The 23,040-nt window shown below is 59.7% G+C and carries 23 protein-coding genes; 17 read left to right on the top strand and 6 right to left on the bottom strand.

What is annotated here, in order from left to right; genetic code table 11:
• Positions 1-18 precede the first annotated feature (18 nt).
• The 3 genes from RHIBR816_RS0118370 to RHIBR816_RS0118360 are packed head-to-tail and all read left to right on the top strand — an operon-like array spanning position 19 to position 3,143.
• On the top strand, positions 19-996 hold the full coding sequence (locus RHIBR816_RS0118370; protein ID WP_018238044.1) for a thiamine pyrophosphate-dependent dehydrogenase E1 component subunit alpha: 978 nt from the start codon (positions 19-21) through the stop codon (positions 994-996).
• Positions 997-1,008: 12 nt separating this feature from the next.
• Positions 1,009-2,016 (top strand): alpha-ketoacid dehydrogenase subunit beta, encoded by a 1,008-nt coding sequence (locus tag RHIBR816_RS0118365; RefSeq protein WP_018238034.1) that lies wholly within the window; start codon positions 1,009-1,011, stop codon positions 2,014-2,016.
• Between the two features lie 5 nt (positions 2,017-2,021).
• On the top strand, positions 2,022-3,143 hold the full coding sequence (locus tag RHIBR816_RS0118360; RefSeq protein ID WP_026187154.1) for an acetoin dehydrogenase dihydrolipoyllysine-residue acetyltransferase subunit: 1,122 nt from the start codon (positions 2,022-2,024) through the stop codon (positions 3,141-3,143).
• A 252-nt stretch (positions 3,144-3,395) separates the two neighbouring features.
• Here RHIBR816_RS0118360 and RHIBR816_RS0118355 read toward each other — a convergent pair whose 3' ends face one another.
• Positions 3,396-4,358, bottom strand: coding sequence for a Gfo/Idh/MocA family protein (locus RHIBR816_RS0118355; RefSeq protein ID WP_018238042.1), 963 nt, complete (start codon positions 4,356-4,358; stop codon positions 3,396-3,398).
• A 45-nt stretch (positions 4,359-4,403) separates the two neighbouring features.
• Positions 4,404-5,396 (bottom strand): inositol 2-dehydrogenase, encoded by a 993-nt coding sequence (gene iolG / locus RHIBR816_RS0118350; RefSeq protein ID WP_018238041.1) that lies wholly within the window; start codon positions 5,394-5,396, stop codon positions 4,404-4,406.
• Between the two features lie 662 nt (positions 5,397-6,058).
• Here iolG and RHIBR816_RS0118340 point away from each other — a divergent pair.
• From RHIBR816_RS0118340 to RHIBR816_RS0118285, 12 genes are all read left to right on the top strand, one after another.
• On the top strand, positions 6,059-7,222 hold the full coding sequence (locus RHIBR816_RS0118340; protein WP_018238039.1) for a Gfo/Idh/MocA family protein: 1,164 nt from the start codon (positions 6,059-6,061) through the stop codon (positions 7,220-7,222).
• A gap of 11 nt (positions 7,223-7,233) precedes the next feature.
• The gene (locus tag RHIBR816_RS0118335; protein WP_018238038.1) at positions 7,234-8,100 is read left to right on the top strand and encodes a sugar phosphate isomerase/epimerase; all 867 of its coding nucleotides are present in this window, start codon (positions 7,234-7,236) and stop codon (positions 8,098-8,100) included.
• A 90-nt stretch (positions 8,101-8,190) separates the two neighbouring features.
• Entirely contained in the window at positions 8,191-9,129 is a 939-nt protein-coding gene (locus tag RHIBR816_RS0118330; protein WP_026187153.1) for a substrate-binding domain-containing protein, read from the top strand.
• A gap of 85 nt (positions 9,130-9,214) precedes the next feature.
• Positions 9,215-10,261 (top strand): ABC transporter permease, encoded by a 1,047-nt coding sequence (locus RHIBR816_RS0118325; protein ID WP_026187152.1) that lies wholly within the window; start codon positions 9,215-9,217, stop codon positions 10,259-10,261.
• A 93-nt stretch (positions 10,262-10,354) separates the two neighbouring features.
• Positions 10,355-11,332, top strand: coding sequence for a thiamine pyrophosphate-dependent dehydrogenase E1 component subunit alpha (locus RHIBR816_RS0118320; protein WP_026187151.1), 978 nt, complete (start codon positions 10,355-10,357; stop codon positions 11,330-11,332).
• 12 nt (positions 11,333-11,344) lie between these two features.
• Complete coding sequence (locus RHIBR816_RS0118315) at positions 11,345-12,352, top strand: alpha-ketoacid dehydrogenase subunit beta (protein WP_018238034.1); 1,008 nt, start codon at positions 11,345-11,347, stop codon at positions 12,350-12,352.
• A gap of 5 nt (positions 12,353-12,357) precedes the next feature.
• Positions 12,358-13,476: an acetoin dehydrogenase dihydrolipoyllysine-residue acetyltransferase subunit gene (locus RHIBR816_RS0118310; protein WP_026187150.1), complete on the top strand. Its 1,119-nt coding sequence runs from the start codon at positions 12,358-12,360 to the stop codon at positions 13,474-13,476.
• Positions 13,477-13,536: 60 nt separating this feature from the next.
• On the top strand, positions 13,537-14,292 hold the full coding sequence (locus RHIBR816_RS0118305) for an SDR family NAD(P)-dependent oxidoreductase (RefSeq protein ID WP_018238032.1): 756 nt from the start codon (positions 13,537-13,539) through the stop codon (positions 14,290-14,292).
• A gap of 15 nt (positions 14,293-14,307) precedes the next feature.
• Positions 14,308-14,730, top strand: a complete 423-nt coding sequence (locus RHIBR816_RS0118300; RefSeq protein ID WP_245262620.1) for a heme-binding protein — start codon at positions 14,308-14,310, stop codon at positions 14,728-14,730.
• 33 nt (positions 14,731-14,763) lie between these two features.
• Positions 14,764-15,588 carry a putative hydro-lyase gene (locus RHIBR816_RS0118295; RefSeq protein WP_026187149.1) on the top strand — a complete coding sequence of 275 codons (825 nt, stop codon included), beginning with the start codon at positions 14,764-14,766 and terminating at the stop codon, positions 15,586-15,588.
• Positions 15,589-15,646: 58 nt separating this feature from the next.
• Positions 15,647-16,114 (top strand): OsmC family protein, encoded by a 468-nt coding sequence (locus RHIBR816_RS0118290; RefSeq protein ID WP_018238029.1) that lies wholly within the window; start codon positions 15,647-15,649, stop codon positions 16,112-16,114.
• Positions 16,115-16,156: 42 nt separating this feature from the next.
• Positions 16,157-16,450: a putative quinol monooxygenase gene (locus RHIBR816_RS0118285; protein ID WP_018238028.1), complete on the top strand. Its 294-nt coding sequence runs from the start codon at positions 16,157-16,159 to the stop codon at positions 16,448-16,450.
• 329 nt (positions 16,451-16,779) lie between these two features.
• Here RHIBR816_RS0118285 and RHIBR816_RS34390 read toward each other — a convergent pair whose 3' ends face one another.
• The 4 genes from RHIBR816_RS34390 to RHIBR816_RS0118255 form a co-directional block, all read right to left on the bottom strand.
• Positions 16,780-17,163 (bottom strand): RidA family protein, encoded by a 384-nt coding sequence (locus RHIBR816_RS34390; protein ID WP_084811278.1) that lies wholly within the window; start codon positions 17,161-17,163, stop codon positions 16,780-16,782.
• Positions 17,164-17,177: 14 nt separating this feature from the next.
• Complete coding sequence (locus RHIBR816_RS0118265) at positions 17,178-18,245, bottom strand: DUF4392 domain-containing protein (RefSeq protein ID WP_018238025.1); 1,068 nt, start codon at positions 18,243-18,245, stop codon at positions 17,178-17,180.
• Positions 18,238-19,257, bottom strand: a complete 1,020-nt coding sequence (locus RHIBR816_RS0118260) for a threonine/serine dehydratase (protein WP_026187148.1) — start codon at positions 19,255-19,257, stop codon at positions 18,238-18,240. Before RHIBR816_RS0118260 ends, RHIBR816_RS0118265 begins: the two co-directional genes overlap by 8 nt.
• A 102-nt stretch (positions 19,258-19,359) precedes the next feature.
• Positions 19,360-20,253, bottom strand: coding sequence for a LysR family transcriptional regulator (locus RHIBR816_RS0118255; RefSeq protein ID WP_018238023.1), 894 nt, complete (start codon positions 20,251-20,253; stop codon positions 19,360-19,362).
• 348 nt (positions 20,254-20,601) lie between these two features.
• Here RHIBR816_RS0118255 and RHIBR816_RS0118250 point away from each other — a divergent pair, with 348 nt between their 5' ends.
• Both RHIBR816_RS0118250 and RHIBR816_RS0118245 read left to right on the top strand, forming a co-directional pair.
• The gene (locus RHIBR816_RS0118250; protein WP_026187147.1) at positions 20,602-21,582 is read left to right on the top strand and encodes a Gfo/Idh/MocA family protein; all 981 of its coding nucleotides are present in this window, start codon (positions 20,602-20,604) and stop codon (positions 21,580-21,582) included.
• 387 nt (positions 21,583-21,969) lie between these two features.
• A complete protein-coding gene (locus RHIBR816_RS0118245) occupies positions 21,970-22,956 on the top strand; it encodes a LacI family DNA-binding transcriptional regulator (RefSeq protein WP_026187146.1) in 987 nt (328 codons plus the stop codon).
• Positions 22,957-23,040: the final 84 nt, after the last annotated feature.

Below are 23,040 nucleotides of genomic sequence, written 5' to 3'. Positions count from 1 at the left end.
AAGCAAGGGGAGCTTGAAATGTCGGCTTTACAATTCTCTCGCGAAGAACTCGTCAACGTTTATCGAACCATGCGGACGATCCGCCGGTTCGAGGAGCGGGTCATGGAGGAAATGGGTACCGGCGACATCCCCGGCAACACCCATCTTTATGCCGGCCAGGAAGCGAGCGCGGTTGGCGTCTGCCTGCAGCTTCGCGACGACGACTACATCTCCTCGACGCATCGCGGTCACGGTCACTCGATCGCCAAAGGCGTCGACATCGACAGCATGATGGCCGAGCTGTTCGGCCGCGCCAGCGGCACCTGCGGCGGCAAGGGCGGATCGCAACACATTGCCGACCTGCGCAAGGGGATGCTGGGCGCGAACGGCATCGTCGCGGCGGGGGCGCCGATCACCTGCGGGGCGGCGTTGAGCGCCAAGCTGCTCGGCACCGGTCAGGTGGCGGTGGCCTTTGCCGGCGACGGCGCCATGAACGAAGGGGTGATGTCGGAAAGCTTCAACCTCGCCAAGATCTGGATGCTGCCGATCATCTTCGTCATCGAGGACAACGGCTTCGGCGAGGCGACGGCGAATGCGCATGTGTCGGCCGGCAGCTTCACCCGCCGCGCCGAAAGCTACGACATCCCCACCATCGAGGTCGACGGCACCGACGTCTTCAGCGTCTATGCCGCGGCCGGCGAGGCGGTGGAGCGCGCCCGGGCGGGCGGCGGCCCGACGATGCTGCATGTGCATGTGCCGCGCTACTACGGCCATTATAGCGGCGATCCCGACACCTACCGCACCCCCGAGGAGAAGGCGGCAATGCGACGCGAGCGCGATTGCCTCGGTAATTTCCGCAAGCGCGTCAAGGACGTGTCGCTGGTCGAGACGGCAGAGCTCGATGCCGTCGACGAGGAAGTCGAAGCCGCAATCGACCGTGCCGTCAGCGCGGCTCGAGCGGCGCCGTTCCCGCCGATGTCCGCGCTCACCACCGATGTTTACGTCAAGTATTTGTAAGGAGCCGCGACGATGGCACAGAAGTCTTTCCGGCAGGCCCTGAACGAAGCCCTTCATTTCGAGATGGGCCGCGATCCGCGCGTGATCATGATGGGCGAGGATCTGACCGGCGGCGCCGGCGCCAACGGCGTGAAGGATGCCTGGGGTGGTCCGTTCGGCGTCACCCGCGGGCTGCTGGACGCCTTCGGGCCGGAGCGCATTCGCGACACGCCGATCAGCGAGGCGGCCTTTATCGGCGCAGCGGCGGGGGCGGCGCTCACCGGCCTGCGGCCGATCGCGGAAATCATGTTCGTTGACTTCGCCGGCGTCTGCCTCGACCAGATCATGAACCAGGCGGCGAAGTTCCGCTACATGTTCGGCGGCCGCGCCAAGACCCCGCTCGTCGTTCGCGCCACCTATGGCGCCGGCAGCCGCTCCGGGTCGCAGCACACCCAGGCGCTCTATCCGATCTTCACCCACATTCCCGGCCTCAAGGTGGTCATCCCGTCGACCCCCTATGACGCCAAGGGGCTGCTGCTGCAGGCGATCCGCGACGACGATCCGGTGATCTTCCTCGAGCACAAGATGCTCTACGACACGGTGGGAGAGGTGCCGGACGGCGCCTACACGATCCCCTTCGGTGAGGCGCGGGTGGCGCGCGACGGCAAGGACGTGCTGATCGTCGCTATCGGCCGCATGGTCCAGGTCGCCGAAGAGGCCGCCCGCAAGCTGGCGGCCGAGGGCATCTCCGCCTGTATCATCGACCCGCGTACCACCTCGCCGCTCGACGAGGACACGCTGCTCGAGTTCACCGAGACGATCGGCCGTGTCGTCATCGTCGACGAAGCCAATCCGCGCTGCGGCGTGGCTGCCGATATCTCGGCACTCTTGGCCGACAAGTGCTTCGATGCGCTGAAGGCGCCGATCAAGCTGGTGACGGCGCCGCATTCCCCGGTTCCCTACGCCCCCAATCTCGAGGACGCCTATATTCCCTCGGCCGATGCCGTGGTGAAGGCAGCGACCTCCATCATCAAGAGGTAGACACGATGTCGTCAATCGAGGCAGTCACCGTTCCCAAATGGGGAATGACGATGACCGAGGGCAAGATCACCCAGTGGATGGTCGGCGAGGGCGGACATGTCACTCGCGGTCAGGAAATCCTCGAGATCGAAACCACCAAGGTCACCAATGTCGTGGAAGCCGCCGCGACCGGAACGCTGAGGCGCATCGTCCTTGGCGAGGGAACGACGGCGCCGGTCGGTGCGCTCGCCGGCGTGATCGCCGACGCGGCGGCGACGTCGGAAGAGATCGACGCCTTCATCGCAAGCTATGCGGACCGGCTTGGTGCGGGTGAGGAAGGCGAAGGCGGCGCGTCGGCGCCACGGACGATCGCTGTGGATGGTGGTGTGATCAACGTCCTCGAAGCGGGACCGGAGAGTGACGAGACCGCCGTGCTGCTGCACGGCTTTGGCGGCGATCTCTCGACCTGGCTGTTCAACCAGTCGGCGCTCGCCGAAAACATGCGGGTGGTTGCGGTCGATCTGCCCGGACACGGCGCCTCGTCGCCGATCGCGGGCGAGGATGTCTTCCCGAAGATCGTCGCTGCCGTCGACGCGGCGGTCGAAGCCGTTGCGCCCGGCAGGATCCATCTGGTGGCGCACTCGTTTGGCGGCGCTGTCGCTGCGGCGATCGCCGCCAAGCGGTCCTCGCGCGTCGGTTCGCTGACGCTGATCGCCCCGATCGGGCTGAGCAAGCAGATGAGCCGGGATTTCCTCGTCGACTTCGTTGCGGTGGAACGCCGCCGGCCGCTGCTCGGCGTATTGGAGCGGCTGTTTGCCGATCCGTCGAAGATCACCAGCGACATGGTCGAGGGAACGCTTCGCTTCAAGCGGCTCGAGGGCGTGCCGGAGGCGCTGTCGGCGATCGCCGACACGATCGCCGACGACAATGGCCAGTTGCAGTCGATCGCTGGCCAGCTTCGGGAGCTGACCTGCCCGGTGACGCTCCTGTGGGGCGAACGGGACGAGATCGTCCCGCTCCCGCAGGCGGCCGACCTGCCCGAAAATGTTCGGCTGCGCGTCATCCCGGCGGTCGGCCACATGCCGCAGATGGAGGCATCGTCCGCCGTCAACGAAGCGGTTCTGGAGAACATACAAGGCACCGGATGAAGAAATGCGAGCTGCCGAGGCGAAGGGCAGCTGGTCTTCTATAAGGTGAAGGCGAGCTGGCAATCACACGCGAACTCGGCTGCTCGACACAGATGGTGGTGTACGCCCATTGCAGGGCACGTAGCGAAGCTTGGGATCGGCCGGCAACTCCGCCTCGGTGACGAACCTTCCGCCATGACTCTTGCTGCGCTTCAGGAAGAAACGGCCGCGGGGTTCAGCGCATGCGCGCCGAACTCCGCATTCCCAATCGCCTTACGAATAGTCGACTTCGACCCGCCGTTTTTCCTGCAACGACCGGCGTGCTGCGTCTAGCACGACAGCAGCATCGTAAGCGTCTTCAAGCGTCGATAGTGGTGCTTCTGAGTTTGCCAGACAATGGTTTAGAAAGTAATTCTGCACCTGGAGGAAGCTATCCCAATATGTTGCGTCATCCCAGAACGGAATGGTGGCATCACCGAATTTCGTAACGTCCCATGGCACAACGCCGCTTCCATCCATCCCGATGACCTTGAAATAACATGACCAGGGCTCGCGGCTTCGATCGTCGGCGGAAAAGCTGCCCCAAAGATTTGCGATTTTTCCGTCGGGATATTCCGCTGTGATCATCAACTGATCGTGGGCGTTTCTGTCCGTGAAATGTACGTTGGTGCCCGTCGCATATACGTGAGATGGTCGCCCCAAGAAGTAGAGCATGCAGTAGGCGTGGTGCACCATCAGCTCGCGCATTGTGAGATCCGGTTCGCCAATTGAGGCGTCGTGCCGCTTATTGTAGATCGCCCAAAAGCTTACGATGTCGCCAAGGTTGCCATTCTTAATGTGAGCGTTCAGCCGCCTCATGCTTTCCGCATACACATAGTTGTGTGAAGGCATACAAGTTCGGTTGTGAGCCTTCGCAAGTACGGCAAGCTCTTTTATTTGAGATGCGCGCTCGCAAAGCGGCTTCTCCAAAAGCACATGCTTGCCCGCCAGAATCGAACGTTTCGCGTACTCGAGATGGGAAGCGGTACTTGTGGCAACAAGGACGGCGTCGATCTGCTGGTCCGACAAGAGGTCTTCAAGAGTGGCATAGACCGTGCCACCAAACCGCCGGCAGAATTCTTCGGCCTTGTTCAACGACCGGCTCCATCCCCCGATGAAGATGTCGGAACCGAGTTGGCGAAGCGCCTGAACGTGAAGCTCGGCCACGCGACCCAGCCCAATAATTGCAAGCTTCATTAGACTATTCCTATCTATCTCTGAATTACCGAGACCGCGCTTCGGCTACTTTGGGATCGCCACGGCCCGGCCTTCTTGCCAGGACAGCGTTGCCGCATCGGCAATGAGCTGCGCCCGAAGCCCATCTTGTGCATTCGGAATTGGCGTCGACCCCGTCGAAACAGCTTCGACAAAGTGCTTCATCTCGGCGAGATATGCCGCCTCGAAGCGCTCGAGGAAAAACGGTTGAGAAAGCGCACTCTGGAAGCCCGTGATTTTGGCGCTTTCCACGAGGTTTTCCAGGACGTTTGAGACGCGCAGCATGCCTTTTGAGCCGTGTACTTCAAGACGCTTGTCGTAACCGTAGGTCGTTCTGCGAGAGTTTGTAATTTGGCAAATACGACCAGAGGCAGTCGTCAGAATGACTGCCGCCGTGTCCACATCACCCGCTTCTCTGATTGCTTCGTCAATGAGATTGGATCCGACTGCAAATACCTCGACAGGTTCCTCACCCAACACGAAGCGCGCCATGTCCAGGTCGTGAATCATCATGTCCCGGAAAATGCCCCCTGAACCTTTGATGTAAGCCGCTGGCGGAGGCGCCGGGTCCCGGGACGTGATCGAGACTGTTTCAACATCCCCAATTTCGCCATCCTTCACTCGCTGGCGCAGAGCGCCAAAGTGCGGATCGAAGCGCTGGTTGAACGCGGTCATGAAAGGAACGCCTGCCCTTTCAATAGCATCAATGCATGTCCGGACTCGTTCGGAAGAAAGATCGATTGGTTTTTCGCAAAAGATAGCTTTGCCTTCTGCCGCCGCGGCGTGGATCATGTCGAAATGGGTTGGCGTAGAGGTGGCGATTACCACGGCATCTATGTCTTTCGCGGCCAGGATACCGGCGGTGTCGCGAACCTCTATCCCAAAGCGCCGTGCACAAGCCTTTGCTGCATCTGCAGAGGCGTCGGCGACAGCGACAAGCGTTGCCTGCGAAATTCGCTGGATGGAATGAGCATGCACCTGTCCGATTCTTCCGCATCCCAAAATCCCGATCCGAAGCATTCTTTATCCTTTCAAATCTTCAAGCATATTTGAGCGAATCAAGTTGTCGGCACTGCCATGCATCGCTCAGGCGCAGTGGCCCGCTCGTCCGAGTGGTTTCTTGCGTTGCGGTTAGCAAAGCGGGTCTTTTCGCCAATGGCGACGTTTACACGCCAGGGGCATCGGTAAGCGCATGTCAGTGCGAGAAGTCCAGATAATGTTTGAGCGCAGCTAGCTTCGCTTCGGCCAGTTGTGTTCTCATTTCGCTCATTCTAGCGACCTCGCGTGTGACGACCGCTATCGCTCCTTGAAAGTTCACGAGCCCACCTTGGAGCAACAAAAGGGGCACAACAACGAAGACTGCGATGCTGCTCCCCACACGTTTGCGGCGTTGTTGATGCATTGAAACCTCCCAATCACTCTCAAACATGTGCTTGCCTGCTCTCGAGCCTTAAGGACCAAAAATCGTCTCAGACGATGCCCGTCTCTTCGGCCATTTCCCTCCTTCGTTTCGGACAACGGCGGCAGCGAGAGCCGGTGTAACAGTGTGTCCGATTTCTAGCATGTAATCGTTGACACGGCAATTTTTTTATGGTGTACACGTTTACATCAGAAAAATCCACGGCAGGATCGAAATTTGCCACAGCCGGGCACATTGCCGGCTCGAATGGGGGAGACGAAGGTTGAAAAAGCTGAACGTTGCATTGATCGGTACAGGCTTCATGGGCAAGGCCCATTCGATTGCCACAGCGGTGGTGCCAATTCTCTTCGGTGCGCCGATCGAGATCGAACGCAAGGTTATCGTCGACATCGACGAGGAGATGGCGCAGAAGGCGTCCAAACAGTATGGCTTCGCGGAGTACGCGACCGATTGGCGCGAGGTGGTCTCGCGCCCCGATATCGATATCGTCGATATCTGCACTCCGAATGATACGCACGCCGAAATCTCGATCGCTGCCGCAAAGGCCGGCAAGCACGTCATGTGCGAAAAGCCGATGTCGATGACGGTTGCGGAAGCGGAGGCGATGCTTGCTGCGGCGAACGAGACTGGCGTAGTGACGATGGTCTCCTACAACTATCGTCACACGCCGGCCCTGCAGATGGCAAAACGCCTGATTGATGAGGGGCGCATTGGCGATATCCTCACTTTCCGGGGCTACTACCTCCAGGATTGGGGCGCTGACCCGAATGCCCCCCTGTCCTGGCGCTTCAACAAGGCCAAGGCCGGCTCAGGAACGCTAGGGGATATCGGGACGCATGTGATCGATGCGGCGCGCCTTCTGGTTGGCGAGTTTGCCTCGGTCAACGCCATCGTCAAGACCTTCATTCCGGAACGGCCATTGCCTCTTGGGCGCTTCTTTGGCCAAAGCGGTGCCGCCTCCTCCGAAAAGGGCAAGGTCGACGTCGACGATACTGCGCTCACTCTAATCAAGTTTGCCAACGGGGCGCACGGCAGCATCGAAGTGACGCGCAATTCGTGGGGCCACCATAACCAGCTTGGCTTCGAGATCCACGGCACCAAAGGCTCGATCGCCTTCGATTACCAGCGCCTCAATGAGCTTCGCGTAGCCTTTGCCGATGATCCGGCGGATGCCTTCGGCTTTCGCACCATCTATTCCGGACCGAACCAGCCGTTCGGCGACAAGCTGTGGCCGGTTGCGGGCATGGGGCAGGGCTATATCGATATCAAATCAATCGAATGGTACAACTTCCTCAAGGCCATTGCCGAGAATAAGCCGGCCTCGCCGGACTTCAAGGACGGCGTGCAGATCGAGCGCATAGCTGAAGCCATTCTCGTCTCGGGAGAGAAGGGCGCCTGGGAAGATATCAAGCAGTCTGCTGCCTGAGGAGTGGTCCCATGACGATCAAGCTCGCAATGCACACCTGGCCCTACGCAAGCAACCCGACATGGTTGCCGGCCTATACGCTTGAGGAAACGATCAGGCGGATCAAGAAAATCGGGTACGACGCGATCGAAATTGGCGCGGCCAGCCCTCATGTCTTTCCGCCGACGCTGAGCGCCCAAAGGCGTAAGGACATCGGCAAGATGCTTAAGGACTATGACCTGGAGCTGGCGGCTATGCTGCCGGCGCATGGCGGCGGGCCTGGCAATAATGTCGCGTCGCCGATTCCGGAGGAACGTCGTTGGGCCGTCGACCATTACAAGGAGATGGTCCAGCTCACCGCCGATTGGGGGGGCAAGCGGCTGATCTGCCTGCCCGGTTGGTATATCTTCGGAACGACATATCGGCAGGCATGGGACTGGGCCGCGCAGGCTATTCGGGAAATCGCCGGCTTCGCGCAGGACTTCGGCGTCGAGATTGTGATTGAACCCACGCCGGAAGACAGCAACATCGTCAACACCTGCGATAATACCATCGACATGATGAAGGATGTCGGTGAGCCGAACGTACGGCTGATGTTCGATAGCCATCACGTCATCACCGAGAAGGAGGTGATGAGCGACTATGTCTATGCGATGGGGAAGGACCTGGTCCATATCCACGCTTCCGACAACAACCGCTTGCCACCTGGTATGGGCAGGGGCGACTTCCCGGCGCTCATAGACGCGCTGAAGGAAACCGGCTTCGACGGCTATCTGTCGATGGAATGCGGCTTCCACCAGCGAGGCATCGAGCCAGACTGGGTAGCACGCGTCTCGCTGGAATATCTCAGACCATTGGTGGATGCAGCAAATGCATCGAAATCGCTCTCCCGAATGTAAACGTTGCCATTAGCCGTTCTCAGTGGAGGAGGACGGTCCGGTTGCTCTTGGGTGCTGCCGGACACCCGAACAAGAAAAGAGGGAATAGAAATGAAGCGAATGATTATTAGCACAACGGCGATGCTTCTCGCGGCGTCATCTGCTTATGCAGGCGACATCGGGGTTACCATTGCTTCGAACGACACGTTCCTGGCGGTGATGGTCCAGGCGATGAAGGACGAGGCCGCCAAGACCAGCCAACCTCTGCAGATCGAGTTTGCCGACGCTGACGTCAACAAACAGCTGTCGCAGATCCAGAACTTCATTGCCGCCAAGGTCGACGCCATCATCGTCAACGTGGTGGAAAGCACCGCAACACCGACAATCACGAAAATGGCGGCCGATGCCGGCATTCCGCTGGTCTATGTCAACAACACGCCGAGCGATCTCGACCAGCTTGGCCCGAAGGCGGCCTTCATCGGCTCGAAGGAGATCGATGCCGGCACTCTGCAGGCCAAGGAAGTCTGCCGCGTCTTGAAGGAAGAGGGCAAGACCGAGGATGCCGGCATTCTGATCATTCAGGGTGTTCTCGCCCAACACGCTGCGGAACAGCGGAGCAAGGCGGTCCACGACGTTGTTGCCACGCCGGAATGCAACTTCATGAAGATCATCGACGAGCAGACGGCACAGTGGGATCCGGTGAAGGCGCAGGATCTGATGACCAACTGGATCACGGCGGGTTACAAGCCGGTCGCGGTCCTCTCCAACAACGACGACATGGCGCTGGGCGCTGTCAACTCGCTCAAGGCGGCCGGTTGGGAGATGAAGGACGTCATCGTCGCCGGCATCGATGCCACCAAGGAAGCGATGCATTACGTGAAGACCGGCGATCTCGACGCCACAGTCTTCCAGGATGCGGTGGGACAGGGCGCCGGTTCAGTCGACACCGCGATCAAGCTTGCCAAGGGCGAGAAGGTCCAATCCCCGGTCTGGATTCCGTTTGAACTGGTGAATGCGGCTAACGTCGACACCTACCTCAACAAGAACTGATCGCCGCTGACCTGCGGATGTGCCGCATACGGCGGCACATCCGCAGGCTATCTCCAACGACTCTTAAGGCGGAGGTTTCTTCGCAATGACAACGTCCTCGGGAGCCACGGCCGTGGCAGGAAAGCCGGTAGCGAAAAGAAAGCTTTCGAACGAAATGTCGACGGCCCTTGTGCTCGTCGGTATTGCGCTCATGTTCGAGCTTCTTGGCTGGATTTTTGTTGGAAGTTCATTCCTCGGCAACCAGCAGCGGCTGTCGATCATTATTCTTCAGGTCTCGGTCATCGGTATTCTTGCCGTTGGCGTAACGCAGGTGATTATTACGAGTGGGATCGACCTCTCATCGGGCTCCGTGCTTGGTCTCGCTGCTATGGTGGCGGCGTCGCTTGCTCAAAGCTCGGCAGACGTGCGCGCCCTTTATCCGGCGCTGACGGATCTGCTTCCGATCTGGCCAATTCTGGCAGGGCTCTTGGTTGGCTTGCTTGCCGGTCTTATCAACGGCTTGATAATAGCCAAAACCAATATTCCGCCTTTTATTGCTACGCTGGGCATGATGGTCTGCGCCCGCGGCGTTGCCAAGTGGTACACGCTTGGCCAGCCCATCGGGCTGCTGAATCCTGACTTCACCTGGCTCGGCAAGAGCTTTATCCTCCTGGGCTTCCCCTTGCCGCTGCCGGTAATTATTTTCATTGCCGTTGCGATCATCTCACACATCGCTCTGCGCTATACACGCTACGGCAAGTTCACCTATGCGATCGGCGCCAATCCGCAGGCTGCGCGAGTGTCGGGCATCGATATCGGCTCGCACCTTCTTAAGGTCTATGCCATCGCCGGCCTGCTTTCCGGCCTTGCCGGTGTTGTGACAGCGGCACGTGCGGCTTCCGCCCAGCCTACAATGGGGGTTGCCTATGAGCTCGATGCCATCGCGGCCGCGGTGATTGGCGGCACCTCGCTTGCCGGCGGCGTCGGTCGCATCACTGGCACCGTGATCGGAACTATCATTCTCGGCGTCATCACCTCCGGTTTCACCTTCCTTAAGGTCGGCTCCTATTACCAGGAGATCATCAAGGGGATGATCATCGTCGCAGCCGTCATCATCGATCAGTACAGACGCTCCCGAAAAACAAGAGTGTGAACTGAATCGAGGAGACCACACGCCAGATGGATGCCGACGAAGAAAGATCGGTTCGTAAGCGCCGTGCCGGACCGAAATATCAGTGAGGAACAAATGTCAGCTCTGCAGCTATCACATGATGAGCTCGTCAACGTCTACCGAACCATGCGGATGATCCGCCGGTTCGAAGAACGGGTGATGCAGGAAATGGGTACCGGCGACATCCCCGGCAACACCCATCTCTATGCCGGCCAGGAGGCGAGCGCCGTTGGCGTCTGCCTGCAGCTTCGCGACGACGACTACATCTCCTCGACGCACCGCGGTCATGGTCACTCGATCGCCAAAGGCGTCGACATCGACAGCATGATGGCCGAGCTGTTCGGCCGCGCCAGCGGCACCTGCGGCGGCAAGGGCGGATCGCAACACATTGCCGACCTGCGCAAGGGGATGCTCGGCGCCAACGGCATCGTCGCGGCGGGGGCGCCGATCACCTGCGGGGCGGCGTTGAGCGCCAAGCTGCTCGGCACCGGTCAGGTGGCGGTGGCCTTTGCCGGCGACGGCGCCATGAACGAAGGGGTGATGTCGGAAAGCTTCAACCTCGCCAAGATCTGGATGCTGCCGATCATCTTCGTCATCGAGGACAACGGCTTCGGCGAGGCGACGGCGAATGCGCATGTGTCGGCCGGCAGCTTCACCCGCCGCGCCGAAAGCTACGACATCCCCACCATCGAGGTCGACGGCACCGACGTCTTCAGCGTCTATGCCGCGGCCGGCGAGGCGGTGGAGCGCGCCCGGGCGGGCGGCGGCCCGACGATGCTGCATGTGCATGTGCCGCGCTACTACGGCCATTATAGCGGCGATCCCGACACCTACCGCACCCCCGAGGAGAAGGCGGCAATGCGACGCGAGCGCGATTGCCTCGGTAATTTCCGCAAGCGCGTCAAGGACGTGTCGCTGGTCGAGACGGCAGAGCTCGATGCCGTCGACGAGGAAGTCGAAGCCGCAATCGACCGTGCCGTCAGCGCGGCTCGAGCGGCGCCGTTCCCGCCGATGTCCGCGCTCACCACCGATGTTTACGTCAAGTATTTGTAAGGAGCCGCGACGATGGCACAGAAGTCTTTCCGGCAGGCCCTGAACGAAGCCCTTCATTTCGAGATGGGCCGCGATCCGCGCGTGATCATGATGGGCGAGGATCTGACCGGCGGCGCCGGCGCCAACGGCGTGAAGGATGCCTGGGGTGGTCCGTTCGGCGTCACCCGCGGGCTGCTGGACGCCTTCGGGCCGGAGCGCATTCGCGACACGCCGATCAGCGAGGCGGCCTTTATCGGCGCAGCGGCGGGGGCGGCGCTCACCGGCCTGCGGCCGATCGCGGAAATCATGTTCGTTGACTTCGCCGGCGTCTGCCTCGACCAGATCATGAACCAGGCGGCGAAGTTCCGCTACATGTTCGGCGGCCGCGCCAAGACCCCGCTCGTCGTTCGCGCCACCTATGGCGCCGGCAGCCGCTCCGGGTCGCAGCACACCCAGGCGCTCTATCCGATCTTCACCCACATTCCCGGCCTCAAGGTGGTCATCCCGTCGACCCCCTATGACGCCAAGGGGCTGCTGCTGCAGGCGATCCGCGACGACGATCCGGTGATCTTCCTCGAGCACAAGATGCTCTACGACACGGTGGGAGAGGTGCCGGACGGCGCCTACACGATCCCCTTCGGTGAGGCGCGGGTGGCGCGCGACGGCAAGGACGTGCTGATCGTCGCTATCGGCCGCATGGTCCAGGTCGCCGAAGAGGCCGCCCGCAAGCTGGCGGCCGAGGGCATCTCCGCCTGTATCATCGACCCGCGTACCACCTCGCCGCTCGACGAGGACACGCTGCTCGAGTTCACCGAGACGATCGGCCGTGTCGTCATCGTCGACGAAGCCAATCCGCGCTGCGGCGTGGCTGCCGATATCTCGGCACTCTTGGCCGACAAGTGCTTCGATGCGCTGAAGGCGCCGATCAAGCTGGTGACGGCGCCGCATTCCCCGGTTCCCTACGCCCCCAATCTCGAGGACGCCTATATTCCCTCGGCCGATGCCGTGGTGAAGGCAGCGACCTCCATCATCAAGAGGTAGACACGATGTCGTCAATCGAGGCAGTCACCGTTCCCAAATGGGGAATGACGATGACCGAGGGCAAGATCACCCAGTGGATGGTCGGCGAGGGCGGACATGTCACTCGCGGTCAGGAAATCCTCGAGATCGAAACCACCAAGGTCACCAATGTCGTGGAAGCCGCCGCGACCGGAACGCTGAGGCGCATCGTCCTTGGCGAGGGAACGACGGCGCCGGTCGGTGCGCTCGCCGGCGTGATCGCCGACGCGGCGGCGACGTCGGAAGAGATCGACGCCTTCATCGCAAGCTATGCGGACCGGCTTGGTGCGGGTGAGGAAGGCGAAGGCGGCGCGTCGGCGCCACGGACGATCGCTGTGGATGGTGGTGTGATCAACGTCCTCGAAGCGGGACCGGAGAGTGACGAGACCGCCGTGCTGCTGCACGGCTTTGGCGGCGATCTCTCGACCTGGCTGTTCAACCAGTCGGCGCTCGCCGAAAACATGCGGGTGGTTGCGGTCGATCTGCCCGGACACGGCGCCTCGTCGCCGATCGCGGGCGAGGATGTCTTCCCGAAGATCGTCGCTGCCGTCGACGCGGCGGTCGAAGCCGTTGCGCCCGGCAGGATCCATCTGGTGGCGCACTCGTTTGGCGGCGCTGTCGCTGCGGCGATCGCCGCCAAGCGGTCCTCGCGCGTCGGTTCGCTGACGCTGATCGCCCCGATCGGGCTGAGCAAGCAGATGAGCCGGGATTTCCTCGTCGACTTCGTTGCGGTGGAACGCCGCCGGCCGCTGCTCGGCGTATTGGAGCGGCTGTTTGCCGATCCGTCGAAGATCACCAGCGACATGGTCGAGGGAACGCTTCGCTTCAAGCGGCTCGAGGGCGTGCCGGAGGCGCTGTCGGCGATCGCCGACACGATCGCCGACGACAATGGCCAGTTGCAGTCGATCGCCGGCCAGCTTCGGGAACTGACCTGCCCGGTGACGCTCCTGTGGGGCGAACGGGACGAGATCGTCCCGCTCCCGCAGGCGGCCGACCTGCCCGAAAATGTTCGGCTGCGCGTCATCCCGGCGGTCGGCCACATGCCGCAGATGGAGGCATCGTCCGCCGCCAACGAAGCCATCCTCGAAAACATCCAGCGCGGATGAGCACGCGCTTTACCGATGCCCGAAGTGTGAAATGAACTGGTTCTAATTGGGAGCAAATCCATGTCCGGACGATTGTCAGGCAAGCGCGTTCTCTTGACCGGAGGCGTGGCGAATATCGGTCTTGCCATACTTGAGGCATTCGTGGCCGAAGGTGCAACAGTTTCTGTGGTCGACATCGATGCAGCCAAGGGTGCCGAAGTCGAGAAGCGTTTTGGCGAGCGAGTCCGCTTTTTCAAAGCGGATATCTCGCAGGAAGACGAAATCAAGGACGCGATCGCTCAATCGGTCGCCTGGATGAAAGGGTTGGACACGCTGTGCCTGAATGCAGGCGTCCAACTCTCGGGCAAAGTGGAAGATTTTAGTACCAGCAACTGGGACAAGGTTTTCACGATCAACGTCCGGGCCAATTTCATTTTTGCGCGCGAGTCCGTCAAACACCTCCGTGCTGCTGCCAAGTCTTCGATCGTGATGATGTCGTCGCTTGCCGGCAAGCGTGGCGCGCCGGGGTTGCTAGCCTATTCGGCATCGAAAGCCGCAGTCATTGGGTTGACGACAACGCTCGCCCTCGAACTGGCTCGCGACGGAATCCGTGTAAACGCTGTCTGCCCGGGTTGGATTGATACCCCGTTCAACCAGCCGGCCATCGACTACATCGGTGGCAGAGACAAGCAGGAAGCCCTGGTTCCGACGGTCATCCCGCTTGGACGACAGGCCACACCGCAAGAGGTCGCGCCGTTGTTCGTCTATCTCGCCTCGGATGAGGCTTCGTACGTCACAGCTCAGTCGATCAATGTCGACGGCGGAATCTACAACTAAGGCAACGGCGAGGGCATGAAAATGGCGAAGATGATTACGCATGAATCGGCGCTCAAAGCCATTGAGGTCGGCGCGGCGAAAGCACGGCAGCTTGGTGAGCCTTCTTCTCTCGCAATCGTGGATGCCGGCGGCAACCTGATGGCGTTCTTGCGCGTCGACGACGCCGCGCTTTCCACAGTCGAGATCGCTCAAGGCAAGGCATATACCGCTCTGGCCCTGCGCTCGCCTTCCGGGAGCTGGCTCGAAATCGTGCAGCCGGGCGCAGCGCTCTATGGGCTTGATGCGCTCGGCGGGCGCAGGCCCTTTGTCGTCTTCGGCGGCGGATTGCCGGTCCACGACGGCAAGACCGTCATCGGGGGGGTTGGCGCGTCGGGGGGACCGGTGGATGCCGACGTAGCGATTGCAGAGGTGATGGTGTCAGCGCTGCAGCAGCACTAGCCCTATCCTTCTTTCACTGCCTATGAGGGTCGCATGTCAACGGAATCAGTTGCAGCAAAGGCATCCATGTCGGCTTCTGAAGTTCGACAGATGATCCGCGAAGGGAGCCTTCGCGTCCCAACCACCGGGTTTGCCGAAGGGTTCATGCAAGCCAATCTGGTGATTTTGCCTGAGCGGCATGCATCCGACTTCCGCCTATTTTGCGAGCGCAATGCCAAAAGTTGCCCGCTCCTCGGCATTGGCAAGCCGGGCGATCCGGGCTTGCCTGAATTAGGCTCGATTGACATTCGCACAGACGTGGCTCGATATCGAGTCTATCGGTCGGGCGAGCATACGGAGACAATAGCCAACCTTTCGGACATCTGGCGTGACGATCTCGTCACGTTCGCGCTTGGTTGCTCATTCTCGTTTGAGAGCGCGATCCTTCGCGCTGGGATCGATATCCGTCACATCAGTGCCAATCGCAACGTTGCGATGTACGCGACGAATCTCCCTACCAACCCTGCGGGGCCCTTTGCCGGATCGATGGTGGTGTCGATGCGGGCATTTCGGCCGGCCGATGCCATCCAGGCCATCATCTTGTCGGACCGCTATCCGCTTGCCCATGGCGCCCCAGTTCACATAGGCGATCCCGCCGACATTGGCATCAAAGACATCATCAGGCCAGATTACGGCGATCCGCCGGTTATCGAACCGGGTGACATACTCGGCTTCTGGGCTTGTGGGGTAACGCCGCAGCTCGCACTTCAGGAGGCGAAACTGGACCTCGCGATCACACATGAGCCGGGATTTATGCTCGTTACCGATTTGCCAGCGGATCTTGCGGTTACGCCCGGCAAAGAGACCCGGAGAAACTGAACCGAAGTTGGGCGCCGAGACGTGCCCGCCGTTCACGGCATCAACTGGAGAGCTACCAATGTCTGAACACATCGTGCGCGTTGAATGGAGCGCGACTGAGCATACCAAACAACCCGGTACATACAGCCGCGACCATAAGTCAATCATCAGCCCTCAGGTAACTATCCCTGTCTCGGCAGCCCCGGATTACTTAGGCAACAGCGAAATGGCCGATCCAGAACAGTTGCTCGTTTCTGCGCTCGCAAGTTGCCACATGCTGTACTTCCTGGCGATTTGCGAAGGAAGCGGGTATACGGTCAGCACTTATGTCGACGAAGCCGTCGGCACGGTCGCCAAAAGCCCTGTGGGTTTCCACTGGGTATCGTCGATCACGCTTCGGCCCAGAGTCTCCTTCAGTTCTGAAAAGCAACCCGATCGCGACGCTCTGGCTCGGTTGCATCACCGCGCGCACAAAGGCTGCTTCATTGCAAATTCAATTAGGTCGAAAGTATCCATCGAGTTGGAACCACAGCTAGCTGATGCTTGACATGCGATCAACCAACGAAAATCTGTGAAGGAGAGGCGATACATGAAGGAAAAGCTTGTAGTTGTCGCAGTGGTCATCGCGCATCAAGGAAAAGAGGACCTCCTTAGAGACGGGTTGATGGAACTGGTTTCCATCGCACGCACGGAGCCAGGCTTCGTCCAATACGATCTGCACGTTTCGCTCGATCGCCCCGGAGAATTCCTCTTTTATGAGATCTGGGACGATGAGCAGTCGCTCGACCTGCACAACAATACGGAATCAATGAAGGCATTCGGCGCAAAAGCCGGCCAGTGGATCCAGTCGGTCACGCTCAATAAGTACAGGCACATCTCTTAAGCCTGGATACCTTCATCGGCTTGGATCGCGAATGCGAATACGGCCCCGTCCGGCCGGACGGCCAAGATATCGGTGGGCGAGAGCAGCATTTACCGGAATTGCCAGATTAAAGGACTGTCGGATGACTTCCAACATGGATAAAGGCCATCAGAAAGCTCCCGATCTCTCGGTGCACTATCGCCCAATCGCCTTGAAGGCTGTTCTTGCCGCTTGCAGCGTTGGTTCCGCGGAACCAACGCCGTTGCGACGGGCGTTCCAACACCATCCAGATTTCCATGGGTATGAGGAAGACTAAACCGGCTTGACCTCCTCCGATGCGAAGGAGAGAACTAGCCACCGTGACGCATTCGCTGACCTAGCTGTTTCAGCATAGACACGGCCGCCATTCGTGCCTCGGGGCAGAGCTTTGTGCAACGGACAAGCCCCGCGACCCGGACGAGCCGTACGGCCCGATCAAGGTCACCGCTGCAGGCGGAGCGCAACTGTCCCAATATATTCAATGCGCAAAGGCGGGCGGCTGCCTGGCCATCCGCGAGGGTCAAATTATCGCCAATAACGCCCTTGTAGATCAGCTGACCACCCTTGCGAGGGCCCTGGCCGGCGACGAGGACCAGAGCACCCGATTGGACAAAGGGAACATAGTTCCCTTGAGGAGGATTTTCTTCGGGAAGCTCCAGACCGAGGCTGGTCAAGCGCGCATCAACGATCCCCATCCCCATCCCTGTTCTCACTTCAGTTGGCGCCAATCGCCGCTATCGCCTTTCCAGCCAACGACCCTGCCGGCGAGGCGCTCAAGCGTGTTGCGCAACGTGGTCACAAGCCCTGCCCACTCGGTAGCGGAAATGCCATCCACTGCCGGTTCCGGCCCCATGAACATGCCGTCGACACCACCGAAGGAAACGCATTGTTCTATGCACCGGCGCTCCAACTCGCCGTCGTGGAAGATCGAGGGTTTCTCAAGTAGTGCCGAAAGGGCAGCGATAAGCCCGGTAGCACCCCAGTTGGAGACGTTCGAAACGATCAGGTGGTCGGCTGCCGTTGCCGCCGCCACACCTCCACGTCCCGGATGGCCACTATCCTTGGCCTTCGGTGAAAAGACCTTGAGTTCTTCTGCGATCACGCCCATCCCCAACTCATTTCCTCCATCGCCGATAGCAACGAACGGAACGCCTTTGGATTTCGCGCGAAGGAAAAATTGATCGAGATCGGCGACAAGACCGTCGAGAGGCCGTCCACCGAGACCATGATAGACGCCACGGTCATTTCTTCCTGGGCGCTCAATCGAGATGACCAGGGACGGTCTGGTTACATCGAGCAGAGAGTCCGTAATCTGCCGGCAGCCTGCATCGTCCTTTGGCACGCTGCGAATGTAGACCGGTCGGATGAACTCGACCGACTGGATTACGCCAGATTCGGGGAAGGGAAGGGGAGAGAGGCCGGCTCCCCGGCAAGTCCCGGTCGTCATTTCAACCCAGTCGTTGTCCGTCAGGATGATCGTTTCAACACCCAGCCCCAGGAAGAATGCACGCGCCATGAGCGCTGCACCCACGGGGCCATCGGTCTCAGGGACGCCGGCCCCCTCGGGAAAGCCTGTGGCAATGACAATCGGACCGCCATGGTCGCGCACCCGGTCGCAAATCAGTTTGGCGGCCGTCATGCAAGCCGGGCCGGGCTGGCGGCTTTGAAGCGCCTCATAAATCTTGCCGATCAGCCCGAGGCCTGTGAGATCGAGCGTCATAAAATTCTCGATAGTCCGGGCGATTCTCTCGCCCTTTGCACTTTGCAGATCAAGCATGTTCAGGTTCCGATACGGTGGTGAGGTAGTTGGCGAACTTGTCAGAATCGACGTTGCCGCCGCTGACCAGTATCGCGGCGATTTTTCCCGTGATTTCCAACTTGCCGGCCAACAGCGCGGCCAATGCTACCGCCCCGCCGGGTTCGACCACGAGTTTCAGGTCACGATAGGCGAAGCGGATAGCCTCCTTCACCTCGTCGTCGTCGACAGACAGCCCGCCGGCGAGATGCTTTCGACATATCGGGAACGTCAATTTGCCCGGAGCAGGGACCAGCAGAGCGTCACAGATCGATGTGGCAAGCGCGGGCGCTTTTCGCGGCTCACCGGCGGCAAGCGAAAGCGCCATCCCGTCGAAACCTGCGGCTTCAACGCTATAGATTGCCGCCCGCGGCATGAGAGTGTGAACTCCGCAAGCAGCGCCTGAAACAAGCCCTCCGCCGGAACACGAAAACAGCGCAACATCAAGCGAGACACCTATTTCAGCAGCTTGGTGGGCGATTTCCGCACCGAGGGTCGCCTGACCGGTAATGACGTACGGATCGTCATAGGGCGGCACGATGACAGCTCCGCTCTCAGCCGCGATTTGCGCGCCGATCTCTTCACGATCTTCCTTGGTTTTGTCGTAGAGCCGGACGCTCGCGCCGTTTTGCCGCACACCCTCCACCTTCGTCTTGGGAGCGTCGTAAGGCATCAAAACAGTGGCTCGAATCCCAAGTTCTCTGGCTACAAACGAGATTGCCAATCCGTGATTGCCTGACGACCACGTCACAATGCCGCAATCACGCTGCGCCGCGTTGAGCTGCAAGGCCCTGTTCAGGGCGCCGCGAAGCTTGAAGGAGCCGGAACGTTGCAGGTTCTCCGGCTTGATGAGCACACGTCCTCCAACCAGCCGGTTCAGCTCCTGACTCTCTAGGATCGGCGTACGCACCGCATATTTCCCAATACGATCCCGCGCCGCTTGGATTGAATCTGCAGTCGGTTCGAAATGGTCGAGTGGAGGTTGAACTGTCACCTGGAGCTCCAAAGACGGTATATGCTCCAAGACAAGCTCAGCGATGACTTAAAGTAAAATTATAATCCCTGATCGATCGGCATAAGGAGATGTAATGCGTCCTCATTGCGCGTGGGAGTCCTCACTGGCAACGCGCTGCGCAATCGCCGCAAGTTCCTCAAGCATTTCGCTGCCGAAGCCTAACGGGTAGAACGCGTAGAACCTCAAGGGGGGGAGGTCTATTTCGCTTGGGACAGGCTGAAGAATGTTGCCGTCCTTTGCCGCACCGAGAGTGCCTTCTGCAACAAGTGCAACGCCTATGCCGTCGAGCGCCAGTTTCTCGATTGTCGAGATCGATGAGTTTGCGAAGATTCGAGGGGGTTGACCGCTTTTTTCAAATATCAGCTCCCGGAGATAGTCAAATGGGTAGGTATTACGAGGATAGGTCAAAATGGGGACGGTCGGAGCTTTCTGATATGTGAGCGGTTCGCCCGTGACGAGCCCGGGGATCGCATAGAACCGCAGAGGGTAGTCCTTGAGTTTTACACAGGTGAAACCTTCGAGGACTGCGGGTCCCAACATCAGTGCGATGTCGATTTCGCCGTTTTGCAGGGCAACGAGCATTGACGGGGTGACGTCCACCGTCATGTCGAAGTCTATGTTTGGAAAGCGGCGCGAGGCCTGTTCGAGAAATCGCGAAAGCCACGTTTGAACAATAGTTTCCGAGACCCCAAGGCGTATCCTGCAGTGCAGGTGCCTATTGAGTTCAAGATCGCGCTCCATGGCAACGACCTGCCGCAGAAGCAATTCTGCATGGCCGAATAGGGTTCGCCCAACCCTTGTCAGAGCTATGGGCTTCGCCATTCGATCGAACAGAGGTTCGCCGACTAGTTCCTCCATCGCCCCAATCCGCTGTGAGATTGTCGGCTGCGTGGTGTTGAGCTTCTCTGCTGCCTTGGAGAAGCTGCGCAGGCGTCCTGCCCAATAAAAAACTTCCAGGCTTCTTAGGCTGAACATTCTAGGTCCCCATAATCTCCATCGATACCCATCCGCGGCGCGCCCGAACTTCTAAAGGGCTTGGGATCCAATCGCCGCCGCGCATGCTCTACTTCCACCGTAAACTGGATGTTATCGTTGACATAGACAAAAATCGCGGTTTGTATACGTTAACATTCGCAAGGCGGCCGTCAAACCCTGTGTGGGTTCACAAGTTGGCTTCAGAAACTGCCCGCCGGTGGTGAAGGGGAACCTTCGCGCTAGCATGTCACCCGCAGGGACTGCGGCCAGGAAGGGAGAGGTAAGGGATGACAACAAACATCGAAAACTCTGCTGCCTTAACCCTCTATTCATTCGGGTAGGTGGGCAATGAGCGTCGCGGTAGGTGTAATTGGAACCGGGGTGATGGGCTCGGAACATTCCCGCATTCTTCGCGAGGAGACCAGCGGGGCGCAGCTTTCGGCCGTTTGCGATGCTGACGAAGACCGTGCCCGTGCCGCAGCCGGAGGACGTAGGGTGTTCACTGATCCGCTCGAGCTGATCAACTCGGATCACGTCGAAGCGATTGTGATCGCCGCGCCGGATGCGATGCACGGCAGCCTCGTGCTGGCTTGCATCGAAGTGGGTAAGCCAGTGCTGTGCGAAAAGCCCCTTGCACTCACCGAGGCCGAGGCGCTTCAAGTTGTCGAGGCAGAGGTCGCCAAAGGGCGGCGACTGGTTCAAGTTGGCTACATGCGGCGCTTCGATGCGCCCTATGTAGAGATGAAACGGCTGCGTGAAGCAGGGGAAATTGGAAAGCCGGTCATCCTGCACAACGTCCATCGCAATCCCGTCGTGCCTGCATGGTTCAGCGGACCGATGTCGGTGACGAATGCCTTTGTCCACGAGATCGACATGAGTAGGTGGCTGCTCGGCTCGGAGATGGTGTCGGCGCGGGTTTATTCCGGGCCGGGTGGTGACCCGCTGATGATCACAATGCAGACCGACCAGAACGAGATCGTTTCAACCGAGATCTTCATGAACTGCGGCTACGGTTATCATGTGCATTCGCAGCTCGTCGGCCGTGATGGAACTATCGAGACCGCCCTCCCAACCGCCACTGTCAGGAATGTCGCTGGTCATCACGGCTCAACTTATCCAGAAAATTGGGTGCCACGCTTCCGAAATGCCTACACAAGCCAGATGAATGCTTGGGTAAGATCTGTAAGAACGGGTGAGTCCAGTCACGGGGCTGGCGCGTGGGACGGATATGTCACCAGGTCTCTGGCAGAACAGATCGTCGCGGCACTCGGAGCGAACGCCACAGCACAGCTAACGATTGAAGCACGTCCCGCATTCTACGCAATGTAAATGGCCTCAAAAGCAATGCCAATCGGCTCGCGGACTGCAACGCTGATGGGCATTCAAGCGCAGTGGTCGGATATGCTGTCATCGGCGTCGGCTGTATCGCTTAAGAGGCGTTTCATGTCCTCGATTGGACAAACCGGAAGCCTAACACGCCCTGGTCGCGCTGGTTGTGAACAATGACGATGATGGACCTTGTTTCGTTCTCACCTGATGAGTCCCATTTTTCAGAGGCAGACCGCCTTTCGGATGGGACCTGCGAGCCGCGCTCAGGCATGTAATCGTTGACATTGGTCATTCTAGTTGATCAAATGCCACGCCGTGTGTACAGCACTGCATGGGCTTCGAACGCAGCCCCGGCGACGTTTTTCTCTTTGGATTGAGCGAGTTTAGATGAGCAAGCCGCCGACTGTCCACGACGTGGCACGCCTGTCGGGTGTATCGACCGCCACAGTGTCTCGATACTTTACCGGGAAGACTGATGCGATTTCACCTGAAACCATCGAGAGTGTGCGTAACGCCGCCGAGGCTCTTGGGTATACGCCATCAGAGATTGGGCGCTCGCTCCGCCTGGCTCGCAGCCGTGTGGTCGTGATGTTGGTCCCCGATGCAACGAATCCCTTTACTGCGGATGTTGCGGCGTCAGTCGAACAGGCGCTGAAAGATTTCGGCCTCTCTATGGTGCTGGCGAACGCTTCCGAAAATGCGGAACAGCAGGACCGGCTACTCTCCGACGCACAAGGTCTGCGGGCGCGCGCGATTGTGCTGCAAGGTGCAATAGATACGCCGCGCCTGCGTGACATGGCTTCGCGGCAGAACAACTTTATTTTTGTCAATCGTCGCCCGGCGCCGGGAATCATCGCTCCCTACGTGGGCATCGACAACTTCGCGGCGGGTCGCGCGGTCGGCCGCTATTTCGTGGAGCGCGGGTATGAGAACTGCGTTGCAATTCACGGACCGCGCCATTACTCCGGCAGCACTGAGCGGCTTGATGGCTTCCTTGCCGGTCTCGGGCAGGAGCGCCCTGTTTTTCAGTTTGAGAGCGCATACACCATGGAGGCGGGTTACCGCCAAGGTCAGTTGCTGCTGGCTGATCACACCCGTAGATATGCGGTATTTTGCGGCAACGACATGATTGCCTATGGGGTTTATCGCGCCGCCATGGAGAAGAGCATGCGCGTGCCCGACGATCTGGTGATCTTCGGCTTCGACGACAATCGGTTGAACGAGTGGCTGGCGCCTTGGCTCTCCACCGTGAAGGTTCCGGCGTTCGATTTCGGGCCTGCCATCGCCAAACTCATTCATGAGCCGATCGCCTCCGACGATCCCAATAGGAACGTTATTCTTCCGTTTACGCTGACGATCAGAAAGTCTGCTTAGACAAGGGCAGGGACTCGCAAACGAGCGAGCGCACTTGCTGCCAAAGCCGGGCCTTCCTTTCCGGGATAAACAAATCCCCTCATG

The sequence above is a fragment of the Ensifer sp. BR816 genome (assembly GCF_000378985.1).
Classification (GTDB): Bacteria; Pseudomonadota; Alphaproteobacteria; order Rhizobiales; family Rhizobiaceae; genus Sinorhizobium.
Note: the sequence above shows the minus strand (reverse complement) of the source record. Positions and strands in the feature narration are given on the sequence as shown.